This window comes from Pseudomonas sp. AGC41, assembly GCF_057334555.1.
The window spans coordinates 243590-263282 of sequence record NZ_JBHFJB010000022.1; the positions used below are offsets into that span (position 1 = coordinate 243590).

General features: G+C 48.6%; 17 protein-coding genes. 14 read left to right on the plus strand and 3 right to left on the minus strand.

Annotated features, from left to right (window positions below; all coding sequences use genetic code 11):
- Window positions 1–384 precede the first annotated feature (384 nt).
- Window positions 385–720, minus strand: a complete 336-nt coding sequence (locus ACE04F_RS03925) for a transporter substrate-binding domain-containing protein (protein WP_434694816.1) — start codon at window positions 718–720, stop codon at window positions 385–387.
- A gap of 501 nt (window positions 721–1221) precedes the next feature.
- On the opposite strand from ACE04F_RS03925, the gene aptA reads away from it, so the two are divergent.
- Both aptA and ribA read left to right on the plus strand, forming a co-directional pair.
- On the plus strand, window positions 1222–2538 hold the full coding sequence (aptA, locus tag ACE04F_RS03930) for an omega-aminotransferase AptA (RefSeq protein WP_434694817.1): 1317 nt from the start codon (window positions 1222–1224) through the stop codon (window positions 2536–2538).
- Window positions 2539–2706: 168 nt separating this feature from the next.
- Window positions 2707–3318, plus strand: coding sequence for a GTP cyclohydrolase II (ribA, locus tag ACE04F_RS03935; RefSeq protein WP_486104962.1), 612 nt, complete (start codon window positions 2707–2709; stop codon window positions 3316–3318).
- Between the two features lie 466 nt (window positions 3319–3784).
- Here the strand turns inward: ribA and ACE04F_RS03940 are convergent, their stop codons facing one another.
- Complete coding sequence (locus ACE04F_RS03940) at window positions 3785–3964, minus strand: hypothetical protein (protein WP_434694819.1); 180 nt, start codon at window positions 3962–3964, stop codon at window positions 3785–3787.
- Between the two features lie 218 nt (window positions 3965–4182).
- On the opposite strand from ACE04F_RS03940, the gene ACE04F_RS03945 reads away from it, so the two are divergent.
- The 10 genes from ACE04F_RS03945 (at window position 4183) to ACE04F_RS03990 (ending at window position 14135) form a co-directional block, all read left to right on the plus strand.
- Complete coding sequence (locus tag ACE04F_RS03945; RefSeq protein ID WP_434694820.1) at window positions 4183–4923, plus strand: SDR family NAD(P)-dependent oxidoreductase; 741 nt, start codon at window positions 4183–4185, stop codon at window positions 4921–4923.
- A gap of 228 nt (window positions 4924–5151) precedes the next feature.
- Window positions 5152–5667: a TetR/AcrR family transcriptional regulator gene (locus ACE04F_RS03950; RefSeq protein WP_434694821.1), complete on the plus strand. Its 516-nt coding sequence runs from the start codon at window positions 5152–5154 to the stop codon at window positions 5665–5667.
- A gap of 394 nt (window positions 5668–6061) precedes the next feature.
- Window positions 6062–7465, plus strand: a complete 1404-nt coding sequence (gene antA, locus ACE04F_RS03955; RefSeq protein ID WP_486104965.1) for an anthranilate 1,2-dioxygenase large subunit — start codon at window positions 6062–6064, stop codon at window positions 7463–7465.
- A gap of 1 nt (window position 7466) precedes the next feature.
- Window positions 7467–7958 (plus strand): anthranilate 1,2-dioxygenase small subunit, encoded by a 492-nt coding sequence (gene antB / locus ACE04F_RS03960; RefSeq protein WP_434694823.1) that lies wholly within the window; start codon window positions 7467–7469, stop codon window positions 7956–7958.
- A gap of 16 nt (window positions 7959–7974) precedes the next feature.
- The gene (gene antC / locus ACE04F_RS03965) at window positions 7975–9006 is read left to right on the plus strand and encodes an anthranilate 1,2-dioxygenase electron transfer component AntC (protein ID WP_434694824.1); all 1032 of its coding nucleotides are present in this window, start codon (window positions 7975–7977) and stop codon (window positions 9004–9006) included.
- Between the two features lie 311 nt (window positions 9007–9317).
- Complete coding sequence (locus ACE04F_RS03970) at window positions 9318–9851, plus strand: NAD(P)H-dependent oxidoreductase (protein ID WP_434694825.1); 534 nt, start codon at window positions 9318–9320, stop codon at window positions 9849–9851.
- 39 nt (window positions 9852–9890) lie between these two features.
- Entirely contained in the window at window positions 9891–10427 is a 537-nt protein-coding gene (locus tag ACE04F_RS03975; RefSeq protein WP_434694826.1) for a flavin reductase family protein, read from the plus strand.
- Window positions 10428–10457: 30 nt separating this feature from the next.
- Window positions 10458–11684 carry a carboxylesterase family protein gene (locus tag ACE04F_RS03980; protein ID WP_486104969.1) on the plus strand — a complete coding sequence of 409 codons (1227 nt, stop codon included), beginning with the start codon at window positions 10458–10460 and terminating at the stop codon, window positions 11682–11684.
- A gap of 200 nt (window positions 11685–11884) precedes the next feature.
- Window positions 11885–12982 carry an LLM class flavin-dependent oxidoreductase gene (locus tag ACE04F_RS03985; protein WP_434694829.1) on the plus strand — a complete coding sequence of 366 codons (1098 nt, stop codon included), beginning with the start codon at window positions 11885–11887 and terminating at the stop codon, window positions 12980–12982.
- Between the two features lie 238 nt (window positions 12983–13220).
- The gene (locus tag ACE04F_RS03990; protein ID WP_486104971.1) at window positions 13221–14135 is read left to right on the plus strand and encodes an outer membrane protein OmpK; all 915 of its coding nucleotides are present in this window, start codon (window positions 13221–13223) and stop codon (window positions 14133–14135) included.
- 583 nt (window positions 14136–14718) lie between these two features.
- On the opposite strand, the gene ACE04F_RS03995 is transcribed toward ACE04F_RS03990, so the two are convergent.
- The gene (locus tag ACE04F_RS03995; RefSeq protein WP_434694831.1) at window positions 14719–14886 is read right to left on the minus strand and encodes a hypothetical protein; all 168 of its coding nucleotides are present in this window, start codon (window positions 14884–14886) and stop codon (window positions 14719–14721) included.
- 1699 nt (window positions 14887–16585) lie between these two features.
- Between ACE04F_RS03995 and ACE04F_RS04000 the strand changes: the two genes are divergently transcribed.
- The gene (locus ACE04F_RS04000) at window positions 16586–17767 is read left to right on the plus strand and encodes an MFS transporter (RefSeq protein WP_434694832.1); all 1182 of its coding nucleotides are present in this window, start codon (window positions 16586–16588) and stop codon (window positions 17765–17767) included.
- Between the two features lie 1616 nt (window positions 17768–19383).
- The coding region (tnpB, locus tag ACE04F_RS04005; RefSeq protein ID WP_486104974.1) for an IS66 family insertion sequence element accessory protein TnpB at window positions 19384–19693 on the plus strand (310 nt) is incomplete at its 3' end.

Here is a 19693-nt window from a genome sequence, read left to right on the forward strand (position 1 = left end):
GATTCCTGAACCCCACTTTAGGCCAACCAATTGGTGGATTGTCACTACGTCAGTGATGGACTGTAGGGGCAAACCCTTGAAGGCTTCACCAAGCCACTTGACCTGCAACTCGGCCAGGCGGCGGTTGTTTCGCACCGTCTCCATGAATTCCGTGAAAAATTTCTGGGTTTTCTAAGGTATTGGCCGGGCGTTGAACCCACCTCCCGTGACTGCAAACCCATTTTCGAAAAGCTGTCCACGTAGCCGGATGAGGTCATTCACGCCTATCAATGAGTTGATCACATATTCGACGCGGCCATTACTAATGGTCAGCATACACTTCTGGATATGCCTGATACTTTATGACTTCTCCCAACTCGCAACCTGACGCGTTTAGCATCTTCATCAAGTCCGGCAGGCGAGCCTCAAACGAACCGCCGCCCTGCACTCCCACGGCCCTGCCGCACAGGCTCTGCATACCCTGAGTATCTGGGCGTCGGACTTGAGCTTCACGAAGAAATGTTGGGCGGTAGCGAACGATGGAGCGAAGTCGAACACACGCAGCCAATCATCCGTAATGATCGCCCACGTAAAGGAAACATCATATTGCTCAGAAGAGCCGGCGGCTAACAAACCAGTCCAAGGTAGGATTTTCTGACGCACCACGAAACCTTTCTGCTTGCTGAATAACCTGAGGTCATTCAGCAAGTCATTATGGAAGCCCTCCGGCTTGCCATCCATGACGAAACTATAGGGAGCGTATCATCCTCGGTCGCCACCGTCATGTAGCCTCGAGATCTGATCTGAACCAGATCGGAAGCGGCGTCAAACGAGCTATTGCTTACTATCAGAGCAAATGTAGCGCCGAGCAAACGCCCTGCGATGGGAAGCTTAATTTCCTTTATATTCTCCGAGCCATCTGACACTACACATTGCATGCATGCATGCGATTCGATTCGATTCGATTCGATTCGATTCGATTCGATTCCAAAATACGGTCGTCACCCTTCGGCAACAACACCGGGTTTAATACTACGACAGGAGGCATCGGCCCCACGCACTAGCACCACTTTTTATACTTATTTATGACCATTTGCTTTCGCCTTGCCCCCGCCCATCACGATACCGAAAACACCGAGCCAGATGGACTTAGTTACTCACAATAAGTGGCCCTATCCACCTTCCGCTTTGTGTTTTAGTGTCCAATCTTTATACAGTCGATCCATTACATGGAGCCTCCAAATGGATAATGATAAGCAGCTCGACTCCTACTTCATCGGATTTACACCTAACGCACTGTTTAAACAAAAGCCCAGGATGATCACCCATGCGCAGGGTAGCTACCTTTACACGCGCGAGGGGGCCAAAGTCTTCGACGGCTTCTCCGGGCTGTGGTGCTCAGGCATGGGGCACTCGCACCCTAAGATTGTCGAAGCTGTACAGAAGCAGGTGGCCAAGCTGGATTATGTCTCGGCGTTTTACATGAGCCACCCAGACGCGTTCGTCCTGACTGAAAAAATCGCAGAAATGGCGCCCGAGCCGCTGAACCACGTGTTCTACACGACCGGCGGCTCCGACGCTGTTGATACGGCTCTCAAGATCGCATTGGGTTTCCACCGCCTGACAGGCGATGCTGGCCGTACGCGGATGATCGGCCGCGAGCGTGGTTATCACGGGGTGGGTTTTGGCGGCATCTCTGTAGGGGGAATGGTTGCAAATCGCAAGATGTTCTCGACTCTGACTCTTCATGGAGTGGATCATCTGCCACATACGTATTCACCTGAACATATGGCATTCTCGAAAGGCCAGCCCACCTGGGGCGCCCATTTGGCGGACGACCTAGAACGCCTTGTCGCGCTGCATGACTCTTCAAACATCGCTGCTGTTATAGTCGAGCCCATGGCGGGCTCCACTGGCGTGTTGGTACCGCCACAAGGCTATCTCAAGCGACTGCGTGAAATCTGTACTAAGTACGGCATTCTGCTGATCTTTGATGAAGTAATCTGTGGTTTTGGGCGCATGGGCACCGCTTTCGCAGCCCAGCGATTTGATGTCGTACCAGACATGATCACATTTGCCAAAACCGTGACTAACGGCACACAGCCCTTGGGCGGCGTTATCATGACAAGCGAAATCTACAAGACCTTCATGGCTCAGCCGGAATACACCAATAGCATCTTCCATGGTTACACTTATTCCGCTCACCCCATTGCTGTGGCTGCGGGCCTAGCTGCAGTTGATGTGTTCCATAATGAAGGCGTCGCAGACAAAGTGCACGAGAAAGAAAACCTTTTCCAAGAGCTGATTCACTCGCTCAAAGGCGAGCCTAATGTCGTGGACATTCGAAACGTAGGTTTTGCAGGCAGCGTAGAGTTTGCTCCTTTGCCTGGCCAACCCGGCATTAGAGGTCATCGAATCACTGAGGCGCTATATGATGCAGGTTACTACCTGCGCTGGTCAGGCGACCAAGCAGTGTTTGCACCGCCTTTCGATGCCACAGCCGACGAACTGGAAGCACTTGTCGAAGCGCTGCGCACCTGTATACGCGCGAACGCGTAGCGCATAGAAACAGAGCGCCTCTTCCTGCTCCGTTGCTACTCCAACGGAAAAATCGGCTAAAGAGCTTGACTAATGCGCTTGCGCTAAATTGCCAGGCTCGCTCTGCTGAACAGCAAGCTGCGCTCTGCCCTGCCCACACTTGAGAAGTCCCGCATCTAGGAGCAGATCGTGCCCATCGTCTTTGTTGCCGCCTCCAAACTCCCCACCCCTTTCGCAATCTTCAACATGCACGGCTTTCTCGACGAAGACACGGGCCGCGAACATGTAGCGCTCAGTTTGGGTGAGATTGCCAACGGGGAGCCGGTGTTGGGGCGCTTGCATTCCGAATGCCTGACAGGCGATGCCCTGTTCAGCGTGCGCTGTGATTGTGGCTCCCAACTGGAAGCGGCGCTGCAGGCCATTGCTAGCGAAGGACGCGGCGCGCTGCTTTATCTACGCCAGGAAGGCCGCGGCATCGGCCTGCTTAACAAAATTCGCGCCTATAAACTGCAAGATGGCGGCGCCGATACTGTCGAGGCAAACGAGCGCCTGGGATTTGACGCCGATCAGCGCGAGTACGCAATATGTCCACCTATGCTAGAGCACCTGGGGATCAAAGCACTACGCCTGATGACCAATAATCCGCGCAAGGTCATAGCTCTAGTCGATATGGACATCAAGGTCTCGGAGCGAGTCCCACTGCACACTGGTCATAACGCTCACAATCATATGTATCTAGCGACCAAGGCAAACAAACTAGGTCACATGATAGGCAATATGCATCAGGGCGAACTGGCGTGATACGACGAGTTCAAGCGCCGCCTTTCGCTGACTTCTTGTTGTACCCGGCGATGGGCCGGCGCCCTTGCCGTGGCCTGGGCATTTGGTGGGGCAGTCGTTGACACAGTATTGGCCACGCCGCTGCTCGCCGCTGGTGCCGCGACTAATCCCTCAGCGCACCGAACTCCAGAGCGCTCAAGCAGATACTGATCGGCAATGGCATACCCCAAAAAGGAAAACGGGCTCCCAGCAGAGCACACTGAAGCAAATGGACGCAGGGCAATGTTGGTTACCGGTCTCTTCATCCTGAATAGCCACTTTGGCGGGTGGAATTAGAGGCAGCGACGCAGATCCCCCTGGCATCGTCGACCGCGGCGGTGCTTTAACGTACCGCAGTTCGGGGCTGAGCCTAAAAGGTAGGCGGTTGCCCTCCCGCGGGCTGTGCTATCCCCCAGTCAGGTAGCAATTAGCGCCGGACGGAACAAGGTCATGGCAAGTGATTTTCACCATCTTGATCTTTGCCCATGCGGCAGCTGCCGTTGACGTGAGTTAACCCTCTTTCGGCCAAAGATATTTCTGAACAAAAACAGTTATTTACAGATTTTCTCAGGCGCAGACGCAGCAGGAACGAAACAAATATAAGAAAAATGGAACTCAGCAGCTCCATTTAGAATGCTTCCACCCCAAATGGGATTTTATTTGCCAAACGGATTTCTTGATGTTAAATAGGTGTGAAAGCGCTCCACGAATAGGGGACAAGATATGGGGGAGGCGTTCCTGCAGTCATTCATTAGACTTCCTCCCGAGGGCGCGTTCGCAACGTCGCAAGTCCTCGGTAAGCGCGGCAAGTGAGCCCTTTTTCGAATGTAAAAATGGAGAAGAGAAATGAAGAATAAAAAGCTTGCGGTAGTTACCGGAGCCGCCAACGGGATTGGTGCAGCCACCGCTCAGATGCTGGTCAAGGACGGTTATGAAGTAATCGGCCTAGATAGAGAACCGGGGAAAATTAACCAGGTCACATTTTACCAGGTCGACATCACCAAAATTGATCGGCACAACTTGATTTTGGACGAAATCGAAAGCCTACACGGTCCTATCAGCGCCTTTGTGAATGCCGCGGGCGCATATACCTATACGACAGTAGCAGACATCACACATGCTGAGTTTTATAAGCAGCTAAGTGTATTTCTTGACGGCGCTGTATTCTTATCCCGCTCTGTGGGTTTGCGAATGGTCAAGCGTGGCGGCGGCCGCATCGTGAACGTAAGCTCGACTGCCTCTTTTTCCGCAATGCCAAATTCCTTTGCTTACAATACTGCGAAAGGAGGACTGGACGCAGCCACACGATCCTTAGCTCTCGAGTTTGCAGCACACAACGTGCTCATCAACATTGTCGCGCCTGGATTTGTTCGAACCCGCATGTCAACTGACCCAGTAACAGGCATCAACGAAGCCGATGTCGATTCATTCAGGGCACTGTTTGTAGAAAGCGGACGGCTGCCTATCGGGAGGACAGCCGAGCCCGAAGAAATAGCCGGACCGATTGTGTTCTTACTTTCGGAGCGAAACACCTACATAAGCGGCGAGACATTGGTAGTCGACGGTGGGTTGACTTCTACCATATAAACAACAAAGGCAGACCGTCGAAGGTGCCCCCCCGGGCGCTGTCACTGACTCAAAAGCAAACGTGTGGACGTGATACACCAGGGACTGACTGCATAGGCGGTAGTGCGGATTAGTACTTCAGGTGGGCGAAGCGCCACTCTTATTGGGGTATCATCAAACCTGGGTGGGAGTCAATGTGGAGTGAGCGTTTTGACAGTGCTAGTTCGAAGAGGTGACAACAGAAGCTTAATGGCCGCTTTGGCACTCAGCTTGGTCGACCGACCCCGCTCGTCGCTGCAGGACTTAGCGAAAGCGGTCGGAGTGGGTAAAACCACCTTGCATCGTTTCTGCCGTACGCGTGGAGAGCTCATAGACAAACTCATGGAGCACGCAGCTCAAGTACTCGGGGAAGTGGTTAGCAACGCACAGCTCGACACACTACCGCCGCTTGAGGCGTTGAGCAGGCTGAATAGCTATACCCTTGAGCACAAAGAACTCAATGCTTTCTTGCTTTTTCACTGGCGCGAATCTGAAAACACTGCGTCAATTGATGAATCGTATGAGGCAGCTATTGACGCTTTTTTCCAGCGCGGCCAGCGGGAGGGGGTATTCCGTATTGACGTCAGCGCTCCAGCGCTCACAGAAATTTGGTTCTCATCATTGACCGGCTTGATCTATGCAGAGCGGCGAGGCCGGATAGCGAGGATGGGTTTAGCCTCGATACTTGAGAGCGTGCTGTTCGAGGGCATCCGCCCCGCTCAATAGGACTATCGTGTCTATCCTATAAGGGAAGCGTCTGTTTTAGGCACAATCGTGAGTTACCCCTGATAAACACTGTCACTCAAATGGTCTTAGTGCCTTTCGCAAAGTGGATATACATATTGCAAGGGCCGTAGCCATACGATGGTAGAGAACGTGGACCATCATCAATAGCTTTCGATGACGCCCCCCCTGAAACCAACTTGCCGAATCAAAGATTGGAAACGTTTTTATACTTTTTGATTCAGGGCTCACAAGCACTATGTTACCGGTAACAACCGCACCGCCAAGTGGCGAGTGATAATTACTAGTATGACGAACGGAATCGCAGTGGAGGTACCATCGCTTAGCTGGCGCATAACCGTGGAATCAATAAACCTAATCATAGCGATATAAAATAATGAAAACACAAAAAAATATTGATGAATGGCGAGCTTACATTACTGGCTGTCTAGACTTCCAACCTGAAGCTGGCGTGTTTCGGGTTGCACGTGACATGTTCACCGAACCTGAACTCTTTGACCTGGAAATGGAATACATATTCGAAAAGCAATGGATCTATGCATGCCATGAAAGCGAGATTGCTAATAACAATGATTTCGTAACGATGCGCGCCGGGCGCCAACCCATGATCATTACCCGAGACTCTTCCGGGAAACTCAATGCACTGATAAATGCATGCCAACATCGTGGCACCACATTGACACGCGTCAATAAGGGAAATCAGTCTACATTCACCTGCCCTTTTCACGCCTGGTGTTACAAAAGTGATGGCCGCTTGGTCAAGGTCAAAGCTCCTGGTGAGTACCCGGAAGGCTTTGACAAGGCTACTCGCGGCCTTAAAAAGGCACGAATCGAAAGTTACAAAGGATTCGTATTCATCAGCCTTAACGTCGACGGCACTGACTCACTCGAAACGTTCCTGGGAGACGCGAAGGTATTCTTCGATATGATGGTTGCCCAGTCACCTGTCGGAGAGCTTGAAGTACTGCCTGGAAAATCTGCGTACACCTACGATGGCAACTGGAAGCTACAGAATGAGAATGGCTTGGATGGTTACCATGTAAGTACAGTTCACTATAACTACGTCGCTACTGTACAACATCGCCAACAAGTGAACAAAGAAAAAGGAATGACGAGCTCGGACTCCCTTGATTACAGTAAGCTGGGTGCCGGCGACAAAGAAACAGATGACGGTTGGTTCGCCTTTAACAACGGCCATAGCCTTCTGTTCAGCGACATGCCTAACCCCACCGTAAGGCCAGGTTACGCCACGATCATGCCTCGTCTATTGGAGGAGCACGGCCAAGGTAAAGCTGAGTGGATGATGCACCGGCTAAGAAACTTAAACATTTATCCGAGCATGTTCTTGCTAGATCAAATTAGTTCTCAGCTTAGAATCATACGGCCAGTCAGTTGGAATAAAACTGAGATTCATAGTTTTTGCCTAGGAGTCGTTGGAGAGTCCGATAAAGACCGCGAAAATCGTATCCGTCAATTCGAAGATTTCTTCAACGTTTCAGGCATGGGAACCCCCGATGACCTTGTGGAATTCCGTGAAGCCCAGCGCGGCTTTCAAGCCCGACTCGAACGCTGGAGCGATATATCTCGAGGACACGAGCATTGGGTTAAAGGCACAACACCAAACAGTGAAAATATTGGCATCCACCCGGCTCTTACAGGCACTGAATTCACGCATGAGGGGCTCTACGTGAATCAGCATAGTGCTTGGCAGCGTTTCTTACTCGAAGGGCTTAATAACGAGGACGCGAAAATTTCGCCTACAAAACTGGTTGGAGAATAAGATGAACCCACAATTACAATATGAAGTAGAGCAATTCTTATATCGGCATGCTGAAGCCTGTGATGCAAGAAACTGGGATCTGTATCTTGATATGTTCAGTGAGGACAGCGAATTTCATTTACCCCAGTGGGAATCTGAGCACGAATACACCAAAGATCCTAAGCGAAGCATGTCCCTTATTTATTACGCAAATCGCGGCGGGCTTGAAGATCGGGTGTTCAGAATACGTACCGGAAAGGCGGCATCTACGGTGCCCATGCCTAGGACTTTACATTCTATATCGAACGTCCGTATATCAGAGGCGCCTGACGGCAAACTTTCTGTCAAGGTCAACTGGCAGACTCTCTATTATCGACTTCAGCAAGCAGACTGCTTTTTCGGTACCGCCACCTATGATCTGATTCGAAGCGGAGAAAGCTGGAAAATCACACGAAAGCACGTGCTACTTCTAAATGACACGATCAATTCGGTGCTGGACTTTTACCACCTGTGACTGATAGGCCAGAATCATGAATCATAAAGTCGCCTTTACATTCAGTGACGGAAAGACAAAATTCTTTTTAGTGCCAGGGACTGAAATTGTCCTTGATGCGGCTATTCGAAATGGCATCAATATCCCGATCGACTGTCGTGAAGGCGTTTGTGCAACCTGCGTTGGCCAGTGCGAATCAGGTATTTACACCATGGACTATGTTGATGAGGACGCCCTCTCAAGCCAAGATATAGAGGATGGAAAAATTCTGACTTGCCAAACGAGGGTACAATCAGATGCTACGTTTTATTTCGATTATGACTCGACCTTATGCACTCAGGCGACAACCGAACCACTCCAAGGGGTTGTAAAAAGCGTTGAAAGAGTTTCCCCATCTACTGCAGTGATAGTGATAAAAACATCTGATACAGTAAAAAGAATCGATTTTCTGCCAGGTCAATATGCACGGATCAATGTACCAGGAACGGATGCCTGGCGAGCGTATTCATTTGCTTCGCTACCGAACGAACGCAACGAATTAAGATTCATTGTGCGACTGCTTTCTAGCGGAGTGATGAGTGACTATGTGAGAGACCAATGCTCTGTCGGTGATGAGATCCGCTTTGAAGCACCGTTTGGTGCCTTCTACCTGAGGCAGGTAAAACGCCCCATTGTTATGGTTGCGGGGGGTACCGGACTATCTGCGTTCATGGGGATGCTGGACCACCTAGTACATGAGAAGAATTATTCTAGCGTCCCTGCAGTTCACCTGTACCACGGAGTACGAATACCCGAAGATTTATGTGAACTTGACCGTATAGAAAACTATGTAAACCAATTACCTGGTTTTCGTTTTTTTCCAGTTGTTAGCCGGTCTAGTGAGGATTGGGATGGTAGACGTGGGTATGTCACGGAGCACTTCGCAGATAACCACTCAACAGACGAAGAAGCAGACGTTTACGTTTGCGGCGCTCCCAGCATGGTCGAGTCTGTGAAAGAATGGTTCTCACTGAACCAATTAAGCGCAAAAAATATTTATTACGAGAAATTTACAAAGAGTGCTAATTGAATGAGTTTTTATAACTCGTGCAGCGTACCTAACCGATATTAAAACTATGTATTCATATTGCGCGCAATTGAACTTAATGTTAGGATCGAAGTTGTAGAAGCACATTTTAACGAGCCAAAAAATCTTGTTAATATGTTTTCCGGGCCAAAAAATCTCGGTTGAAACTTTTGAACCTTATTTAAAGGCTCAGAATATTTTGACTAAGAGGAAGTCAGGTTGAGCATAAGCAAGATAAAATACACCTCAGCCGTGTAAAAAGTTCTCGCCATGCCTATCTGACTTATCTCATCTCTGCAATGGAGTCGAGATTTATGAAGACGCTTAAAATTGCAATAGTTGTGGGCAATCCTAAGCCACAATCCAGAACGCTTAAACTCTCGGAGGTTTTTGTTGAAAAGCTCATGGGCCATACAAGCTACGAACTAGAGGTTATCGACCTTGCAGACTGCATCAGCGATATTCTCACTTGGCCTAGCGAAAGAATGGACAGGTATAATTCCTTAGTTGCTGCAAGCGACTTGGCCATTTTTGCAACACCTACTTATAAAGCGTCATTCACAGGCTTGCTTAAAGCTTTTCTGGACCGATACCCCGCTAACGGATTATCTGGGTTAACTGCGATCCCACTTTTTACAGGCGGCGACTTAACTCACGCGATGGCACCTACTACGACCCTGTCACCATTATTAGCGGAGCTGGGCGCGGTTGTTCCTGGTCGCGGGATCTACTTTGTAATGAGTCAAATGGACCGTGCTGACGAAATCATGCAGTCACTAGCTGATGAATACGCCAGTAACTTCAACAAGCTTGCTCGTATCGGTAATGACCTCACCAAACGCGCTTGAGTTGACCTTCACTTCCGCCTGTACTAGAGGATAAAAACAATGTCTAATGGGCTCGAAATTCGCAAAAACGCTGAGGATAATGTATTTGACCCTCGGGTTTTTCGTAATACACTCGGTCTTTACGCTTCCGGCATCGTTGTAATCTCCGCGTTCGACGGCATAAATGATGCCATGGGGTTCACTTGCCAGTCTTTTTATAGTGTCTCCATCGATCCACCTTTGGTTTCGTTTAGCGTAATGCGCAATTCATCCACATATCCTCGTATCCGAGACCTTGGTAAATTTTCAATCAATGTTTTAGCAGACTCTCAGACATCCATATCCAATCAGTTTGCAAGCAAATGCCCCGACCGGTGGGCTGGTATCGACTGGAGTTTGACTCAAAATGATAACCCCGTCATTGCCGGCACATTGATGTGGCTCGATTGTGAGCTCTATGCTGAGCATGAGGCAGGCGACCATTATATCGTGGTGGGTAGAGTCACTCAGATTAGTCCACCTGACTGGAGTGAAAACGAACCGCTCCTGTACTACAAGGGCAAATACCGACACCTGTCAGAACAATTATCACTGTAAAATAATCTCGTCTCACTGCAGGGGTATTTGATGAATAACTGTCTTGTATATCGCAATCTACGGTATGCAGCGGCGAAGCGCTTTGCCCCTGCAGAACAGCTCAATGTGGTTCCCTCTGACATCTATAATGGAAGAGAACGTGGATCTCTTGCTCCTCAACATGCATCGCGCTTCGATGCGCTGTTAGGTCCTCCAGCACCGCTCACACAAAGCGAAGATTGCCAAACACTGTCCATTTTTACGACATCGAATATAGGTAGCCGCCCCGTAATGATATGGTTTCATGGCGGTGCCAATATAACCGGAGGCGGAGAACTTCCTTGGTATGATGGTAATAAACTAGCCACCGAACACGAGTTAGTTGTGGTAACTGTAACAGCAAGGCTAGGAGTCTTTGGTTATTTTTACAACAATGCTTTGTTCTCATCAAACTCTCCAAGCCCCGCTATGACAGATCAATTAGTAGCAATAAAATGGGTTAATCAGAATATTGCTATGTTTGGGGGCAACCCAAACAATATCACATTATTTGGTCAATCGGCGGGCGCATTCTCAATCGAGGTCATGCTGCGATGGGGATTGGGGAGTTATGTTAAGAGAGCAATAATCCAAAGCGGTTTCCTTGGCCAAAAGGATATTATTTATGATCAAAAAAAAGCATTAAAGCAATCACATTACTTCAACAATTTCATCGGCTGCGACCCAAAAATATTGTCCACCGCTGAGCTCCTGGATGCGCAGTTAAAATTTTCAAAACTTCTAGGTAGGTCTGAGCTCTGGGCCCCTGTGCGGCCACACATTGAAAAGCCAATAACGATTCCCGTGCTTTCAGGTTGGACCAGCGACGACACGCTGCCTTTCATTTATATGAGCGAAAATGTTATACAACCAACTAACGAGACGTTTATCGCAGTAAAAGATAGAGTGCTATCTGATAATAAACAATATTTAATTGACAGCACAAAGACTCTACTTCGCGAAGTGGCCATCAATGGCCAGCGTGGCTGGGCTTACGAATTAACCTGGCAGGCGCCACAATCAGGATGGAAAGCTTCTCACTGTATTGAGCTGCCATTTTTACTTGGTTCTCATGAGTCATGGAAAATGGCACCAATGCTGTCGGGCCTGAACGAGGATGATTTCGAGATAAAAGGCCGTCAACTTCGTGCGATGTGGGCAAACTTTGTATTAGATCTGCCACCAGCTCCAACGTGGATACCCTCCACCATAACTGAATGTGCAGTTAATCCGATATGAATATGCTTCGCCACCATGCTATGGCCTGCAAAGCTTGATTGTTTAGTATTTATTTTTAATTGAGGAGACTGCGCATGAGTGGCGTTGACTTTATAAAATTGAGCTGGTAGCTACTTAAGCTAATGCAATTGGCGACTCGCTCCTTAAAATTTCATCCTAAAACCACACGCTCCAATAATAAAACCGTTGAGGTAAATAGTATGGCACAGTTGATTGATATCGGCGTTTTTCTTCCCGTTGGTAACCATGGTTGGATCCATTCCGTTAACTCACCTGCGGTTGAAGATGGAAGTTTTGCTCGACAGCTCGAAATTATAAAATTGGCCGAGGCGTACAATTTTGATTTTGCTCTAAGTCCCGCCATCTGGCGCGGTCGAAAAGGCCCTTCTCGGCATTGGATGGATTCGCTTGAATCCCTTACGGTAACAGCAGCACTTCTCCAAGCAACGAAACGAATTCAGATCTTCAGCACCATTCACATGACCGTATACCCGCCAGCAATTATAGCCAAGATGATGGGGACGCTGGACCAGATCGCACCCGGCCGGGTCGGACTAAATCTGGTCACGGGGTCAAGTTACCTGGATCTGGCACACGTCGGATTGTGGAATGATAAATTGGACCACGATACCCGATACGACCTAGGCGATGAATGGGTGACCGTGTCTAAACGTTTGTGGACTGAACAGGTGGTTAGTCACAAAGGTGATTTTTTCGAACTAAATGAAGCTACTATGGGACCCAAACCGTCGCGTATACCCCCATTGGTAAATGCCGGAGCTTCAGGACGGGGTTACAAGTTCGCTGCTGATAATTGCGATATTGCATTTATTGTTGCAAGCGACGACCCAAAATCCATCTCATCAGCACTCAATGCCAAAAAGATGTCTAAAGAACTCAACAAGCCCAACCTTAAGACCTACGGACTCGTTACAGTTATTCCTGGGGAAACAGATAAAGAAGCCGAAGACTTAATGGCTTTCTTTAATGAGGGTGCAGATATTGAATGTCTCGACGATATTGCCGCTGGCTATAGCCAGAATAGCAGCTCTAAGTCAGCAAGTGATGCAAGCCTTGCATTGACGGGCGGAGCTAAAAAGAGCTGCGTAATGCCGGGTGAAATTGTAGGGTCTTATGAAACTGTAGCGCGCAGACTCGCAAGAACGGTCACTGAAGGGCAGCTTGATGGCCTGATGCTTATCGTTCCTGATTACGTAAAGGATCTGAAAGCGTTGTCCGAACGTATGCTACCGCTAATGGAGCAGTTTGGCGTTATTACAAACGTTCGCCCCCTGTAACTCAGCCGCAATATGCCAGCGCATCTTCCAGGGATGAGCTGGCATATAACATCAGCAAGTACCACGCAAGCAACTTACCAACCCGCATATTCCTATAGTTATACTTGATAATACCAGCCAAACGATTGATCATATATCAAATTAAGTTTCAATTTTTGTTCATGTTTTTTACAACAATAATAGCGAATGCTGCCATAGTTCTTTTATTGTAGCAGATCGCTTCTCGCGCGAGGGCCGCATGAAAAGCCATAATAATCAACGCATGACAGCTCACTCTGCCTCCATCCATCAAGATCCCCTGTTATTTTTCATGCAACGCACGTGCAGGGGTTTTTTAAAACAATATTTTCTTATTCGCCATGTAATAACCCTCGTCGGTTTATGTAGCCTGACTCTACCCGCTCACTCCTCAAACCTTATATGGCAGTCGAATACTTTCACTTATATAAGCGGACAAAATTTTAGAGTCAATCCATCCAATCAACACACTTATACACTCGAGCATTCAAGTAGCTGGAGCTGGGGAGATTTATTCACTGTCATTGATTCGGTAAATTTTGACAAGGAGTCAGACAGCTCGCTTGGCTCGTCCACTTATTACGGGGAATTCAGCCCACGCCTATCAGTGAACAAACTGACCAATAGTAACTACAGGCTTGGTCTGATTACCGACTTATTGCTTGCCGCGACCTACGAACGCGGCGAGAACCGTTTCCAAAATTATCTAATAGGTCCTGGATTTGACCTGGACATTTCAGGAGCGGATTTTTTTCAGCTTAATTTTTATTATAGACAGGCTGATGGAATTAGCAATAAGGCATCTGGGCTGTGGCAAGTCACACCTATATGGAGTTTTACAGCACCTATTTTCAATACTCATGTAACATTCGACGGTTACATTGACTGGATTCTAAATTCCAAAGGCAGCGTAAACCGAGGCGATAGAATAGAGAAAAATCTCCATTTCAACCCACAGTTGAAATTTGACTTAGGCGAAGCACTCGGCCAGCAAAAAAAGCGGGTCTATATCGGACTGGAGTACGATTACTGGTCTAACAAATATGGGATTGAAGATGGTGGGGTCGTCAGTCATTATATTGTCGGACGCACGAAGCAAAGCGCGATAAGTCTCTTGGTAAAACTAAATTTTTAGGGCTAATTCAAAGACGGGGACGCAGATCACAAAACATGCCTAAACACATTGAATATTGAAGTAAACCTTACACCCCTGGGCCTAATTAGCACTGCGGCATACTGCAAGTCTTAGCCATGATCACACTTACCTCTGATCCGGCTCTCGTATATGCGGCAGAAGTGATTAATTATGTTTGTGGCATGCTCTCAAGAATTCCTGATTCATCAGAGATGGATACAGCACCTTCTGCGCCAAGGATATTTCCAATCGATTATACTAACCTCCGTGGCCGCTTAACGGAACGCAACGTGTTTTAAAAAGCAACCTCAAAAGCACGCATTCTCCAACGCCTATCGCTAACGATTGTCAACGGAGCGTGCGTGGCCAGACGACCAAGCTGTGCGTCAGCTCCGCCCCACGCAGTGCCAGCAACAAAGCACAGTGCCGAAGCATTCAGGCCGATGGCACAGGGTTTACGGTCAGAGAGTACGGCCGGTGACCAGACAGAGACGACGTTGCGAATCTAGCAACCATAATGGGCCCGCCATTCATGAAAGCGAGGCTTTAGGTGCAACTTTTTTTTCCGACTGGCTACATTTGTTTAAGAGTGAGCATGTCCGATTGCGGGATTCGTCTTCGCCGGGCTTTCGATGTTGGCTCCTTGGCTGACCTTGAAACTGGCGGTACGTTCGAGGGTGGCGCTCATAGTGTCGAAACTGGCTCGGGCACCCTTGATATTGTGAAAAGGCACATGCTTTTCGATATTCACGCGGTCGCCTGTTTCCACTTCGTCGAGGAGTTTTTCGGAGAACCTTTTGAACTGGTTTTGGCCCGGCAGGCGATCATGCCAAGCAGAAGAGGCGACGGCCTTGACAGTGCCGATGCGCCTAGCGTTTTGTTCTGGGACTCCCGAGCGCTAAGCGTATGCGGCCTGAGGGGCTAGCTGGCAGCCCTGCTTTCGCGCGATGGGACTCAAAAATCCGAAGTTCGTTGCCCGGCCACAACCTGATCGAGGCCAGTATTTGCCATATGTCGCCTACAGCCCAAGCCACTTGTGCTAATCGCTGACTGGTCCTGAACAGGCCGGAGGGTATTAGTCCATAGGCTTGGACGTTAGCAGCTTGTGGGCGCCCTGCGTAGCTGGCACCTGGTCCAACAGAGGTTAATAAATCCCCCCCTTTCACCCGTTAAAAACGCAGGCTTCACCCTTTGGCCTCGACCCGAGCAAGGTCAAAGCATGGTGTAGAGCTATTGCGTCAGGAGACATGCCTCCGGCGCTGTGCAGAGATGGTTGGCGCCTCCAGAATCCCAGACGTTTGCGGCGGTTACCTCAGATTTGCGGCCTCTTGTAAAGAGCGAAGCCCTCTTCCGTCCACGCGGGTGGAAGCGACGTCCTTAGCTTTTTTAACTTTTTAACTAATCATAGAATATTATAATTCAACGTTTATCTCTCGCTATTGGCTTAGGCAGTAGAGGGGCATGGGCTAAACTCAAGCTCTCGCACCAATAGATTTCTCTAACTCATTGATATGTAAATGATGTGCGAATGAATCATACGCAGTGGTCTTAGCCACAAACCAAAAATGGATATATGCAACGAGTGGCACATCCGTATATTGCGTCCTACGTTGAAGTGTGGTGGTAGCAGCCATACATAGCAACTTGACGGTCATGCAGCTCGATGCTAAAAATTTTAGATTGGGCTAGCTATACTACGTCGCATGACATCAAAACCCGCTCAATACAATAGACGGTAAAATAATTATTTTATGAACAATGCTGAATTCGTCAGGTCCGACCGTGAATGAGAAATGCCTCATTTTCCAGAATGTCAAATGCGATGAGTTTCCATTCCTGACGCGACAAGTCGCGTTTGACTTGAATGGCGATATCGTAGGCCGAAATGGTATGAAAGCCCAGGCACGCCAGATATTTTCGAACATGCAGCACGTGTTAAGCCGGGTGGGCTGCGATCTTACTTCGATTGACTAACTATTTCGCTACCCCAATGACACAAATTAATGTCACTAAGCAGTACTCGGAGGTCATAGGAGAATTTTTGGCTATCAAACACCCGCGAGCACTGAGGTGCAGCCTTGATGATTCCAGACATATTGTTAAAGTTAGATACTATAAGCAAGCTCTTCCATGCTTTTTAACTAATCAACTAATTGCTACTATGCAGATAAAAGGGTTATTTTATCTGCTAAGGAGGTTTCATTTTATAGAAAAATTAGGCGACCGTCTCAATAGATGTGCTTTCGTTACGGACAACGAGATTTTAGCATCGCAATCAAGGAAAAATGTAAGGGCATAGAACCTTCATGAATAGGTTTTAAATCAGGCCAACCCAGTCAATATTGACTTAACGCCTTGATTATAAAAAAATTGCTGTTTGAACTGCCAATTAAATAATCCAGCTTGACTAAAGCCGGACCTACAATAACAAAATGTCTATTGGTGGGCATATGACAACGTTAAAGCGCAATTTGAGTAGTGCGGAAGCATTCGCTGTACAAGCAATAGCATCTCTTTCCTGGCTGTGTTTCTTAGGACTGCCCTATGACGTGATCAGCTTGCGTGAACGGCTCTCAGTCACGGAAGCAGCAGCAGGCTGGATTACATCGTGGGAGCTAATGGCACTCGCATTTGCCGCGATGGCGTGTGTGCCTTTTGTGGCTTCTGCCGATAAGCGGAAGATGTGTATGATAGGTCTCGTAATAGCCGCAATAGGCATGTTTTTGTCGGCCGTCTCTACATCCCTCACACCGGTGCTTATCGGGCGCACTTTCTTCGGGATAGGTCTAGGCATTGTCACTGCCGCCGTAACTGCGGTCCCTGCTATGTTCCTACAGCCCGAAAAAATTTATGCCCGGATAATCTGTATGGTCGCAGCTCTAGCGGCGATTCTTATGTACGTTTTGCCCGCCGTGATGGAGTCTGTAGGAAGCGTCGGACTTGACTACACTGAACTTGCCATTACCCTGGTACTTGGTGTGTCCGTTGCTTGGTTGCCTGCAGCACGAGGTAGAGCAACTTCAGGCCATAATGTTTCATTGAGCGCCGGGCGACGCGCCTGGTTGAAACCTGGCGTGCCGAGCGCGGTTTTATCAATTGGAGCACTCGTCGCATCACAGGGCGTGGGTTGGGCCTTTGCAGGAACTGTCGCTGAAGCACTAAACGCCACTACTCAACAAACTTCATTAGCATTTTCCGCTTGTGGCTTCATGCAAGTTCCCGCAACTCTGTTGGCATTGTATCTTGGCAATCGATTTGGTTACAGGTCGCCGATCCTCGTTTCGTGCTTCTGCCTTGTTCTTGTTTCGATAGGAATGTATAGCAGCGATAGCATCCAGATATTCATGATCTCCACCGCACTTCTCGGAGCTTTCGGCTGTTTTGCGATACCTTACCAACAAGCTTTGCTTGCAGAGCTCGACGATTCGGGTGAGGGGGCTGCAGCAGGTGGCGCATGCCTCAATGTTGGCACCGCAATCGGGCCTGCGATTGGCGGGGCTTCGTTTAGCCTAGGGGGGTTCGATAGTGTCGCCCTCGCTTCGATAATTCTAATTTTCTTCAGTCTAGCATTTGCTTATCATGGTGTGAAAAAACTCAAGCCCACTCAACCGCCCAAGCTCGCCACACTCTGACCTTGAGCTCATTTAAACTCGCCACATCGCTATGGACCCGAGATTACTGATCCAGTTCGGGGTGGCGGTATACCGCCCCGAAGCAGGTGAATAGATCTGGAAAAGCAATTATAGTTAAAGCATTACTTGCAACCGATTAAGTCACACCTCTAATCCCCGCGCCTCACCCAATCCAAAAAAACGTAACTGAACGCAGTACGGACTGAGCAGCACACCAATTATCTATTATTTAACTGATAATTACCGCTCGCATGCGCCTGCCATGTCAAGCTAGATTTCTGCTAATAGTCATTTTCACAACCTCTCCAGAATATTGTCTCACTATAACTACGCCCACCACAGAATAAGGCACTGACGAAAATCGCCCTCACCTTTTACACTCGGTCGGTAATTAGGTTAACACTTGAATATTTGCAATGATTTAAGAATGGCATCTAGAATTGATTAGTCAGCGGCTATTTAGTGACCAACTGACGTTATTAGCTCCTATCTTATCTAGCCGAATCGAAGCGACTTGAATTCCATCAAGTACTCGACATGCTATAATCGCCGATTAACTAGGACGTGACGCTCAGATACATTGAACATCTGTCTTTCAACGACCTTAACACCATAAAATTTTGGATTCTAAAGGGGGGCGCAGCAGTTTCAACAGATGAGTGCCATGAACGGCCCCAAAAAACATTCACATGCTAACTAACCTACATTCCCCAAATGCCCTTGCCGCGGCAAAGCTTGTTTTCTGCAACATAACATCGACGAAATGTGCTTGACCGCTTGGAAGAACTGTATATTTCTGCTTACCACCCACACCTTTACTGCATGCTGAAGTTTATTGATCCGGGCACAACTGTAGTCGCCTGGACACACCAAACTGACGGTAGCTGTCAAGTATGTCCTAGACGCCTCAAGACTCTCGAAGGAATCGGGGATTGGCCGTAATGATTGGCTTTCTTACAAGATGATCCAAGAAGGGCGTTATTTCACAATAGTAGTGAGCGCTCACTTTCATGAGCGACTTCATTGCTCTCAACTGTCACTGGGGCTGGTTCACGGTTGCAACAGGACCAATATCCCATGCTCCGTACAGCCCAGGTCATTGTGACTGCTAAGAAATTCCAGCTCCGCCCAGCCTGAACGCTTGCAATGCCCTGATGCAGTGTTGCTTGCCGAATCGAGTTACCGCCTTGCTGATGGATGCCTTGGGCTTCTGAGCAAGGGGAGATACCAGTTTGACTGCAGACAATCACTGCTAGGACCTTTGCGGTAGCATCGATTAGCTCCCACGGTCGGCGCCTCGGCACCGATCAACTCCCATCTGATTGTCTGGCTATGACTCAGTGCCAAGGATCATTACCAGGATGATCACTTCATTAGCGATGATCAGAAGAAGTCGCTAGTGGTCAGTGTTTTGTAGGAAATAGCTAACCACTCTAGCGCACTGCGCGATAATGGACCTGGGCATGTGGCAGGTCAAAAACTGAGATCTACTGAACGGGGCTGGGGTGGCTCTAGCGTTCTATCGAAAAATCGTAAGCGCTCCATGAACCCCACATTCAAAGCGCTTAGCTGATCCCGGATGCTGTGCTCCCGATTCTTTCTGGAGCTCGTTCGCCATGATGCGACCCGATGCAAAAGTCGAAAAAGTGTATCTGTATCCCAAACCCGTCGACTTCCGAAAGTCCATCGACGGCCTGGCTGCGCTGGTCGAGTTGGACATTAAGGTCGCGGTTTTTGACCCCGTGCTTTTCGTCTTCCTCAACAAGCCCCGCAACCGAGTGAAGATTTTATATTGGGAGCGCAATGGCTTCTGCCTATGGCTCAAGCGCCTCGAATCCGAGCGCTTTAAAACATCGCCCGATGCCAGCGACGAGGCGATAGTCCTGACCGTCCAGGAACTCAACTGGATGCTCGACGGTTTTGACC

Coding starts and splice junctions, on each gene's coding strand:
- ACE04F_RS03925 (WP_434694816.1), bottom strand. CDS start 720: ATGGATGGCAAGCCGGAGGGCTTCCATAATGACTTGCTGAATGACCTC.
- aptA (WP_434694817.1), top strand. CDS start 1,222: ATGGATAATGATAAGCAGCTCGACTCCTACTTCATCGGATTTACACCT.
- ACE04F_RS03940 (WP_434694819.1), bottom strand. CDS start 3,964: ATGGAGCTGCTGAGTTCCATTTTTCTTATATTTGTTTCGTTCCTGCTG.
- ACE04F_RS03945 (WP_434694820.1), top strand. CDS start 4,183: ATGAAGAATAAAAAGCTTGCGGTAGTTACCGGAGCCGCCAACGGGATT.
- ACE04F_RS03950 (WP_434694821.1), top strand. CDS start 5,152: ATGGCCGCTTTGGCACTCAGCTTGGTCGACCGACCCCGCTCGTCGCTG.
- antA (WP_486104965.1), top strand. CDS start 6,062: ATGAAAACACAAAAAAATATTGATGAATGGCGAGCTTACATTACTGGC.
- antB (WP_434694823.1), top strand. CDS start 7,467: ATGAACCCACAATTACAATATGAAGTAGAGCAATTCTTATATCGGCAT.
- antC (WP_434694824.1), top strand. CDS start 7,975: ATGAATCATAAAGTCGCCTTTACATTCAGTGACGGAAAGACAAAATTC.
- ACE04F_RS03970 (WP_434694825.1), top strand. CDS start 9,318: ATGAAGACGCTTAAAATTGCAATAGTTGTGGGCAATCCTAAGCCACAA.
- ACE04F_RS03975 (WP_434694826.1), top strand. CDS start 9,891: ATGTCTAATGGGCTCGAAATTCGCAAAAACGCTGAGGATAATGTATTT.
- ACE04F_RS03980 (WP_486104969.1), top strand. CDS start 10,458: ATGAATAACTGTCTTGTATATCGCAATCTACGGTATGCAGCGGCGAAG.
- ACE04F_RS03985 (WP_434694829.1), top strand. CDS start 11,885: ATGGCACAGTTGATTGATATCGGCGTTTTTCTTCCCGTTGGTAACCAT.
- ACE04F_RS03990 (WP_486104971.1), top strand. CDS start 13,221: ATGAAAAGCCATAATAATCAACGCATGACAGCTCACTCTGCCTCCATC.
- ACE04F_RS04000 (WP_434694832.1), top strand. CDS start 16,586: ATGACAACGTTAAAGCGCAATTTGAGTAGTGCGGAAGCATTCGCTGTA.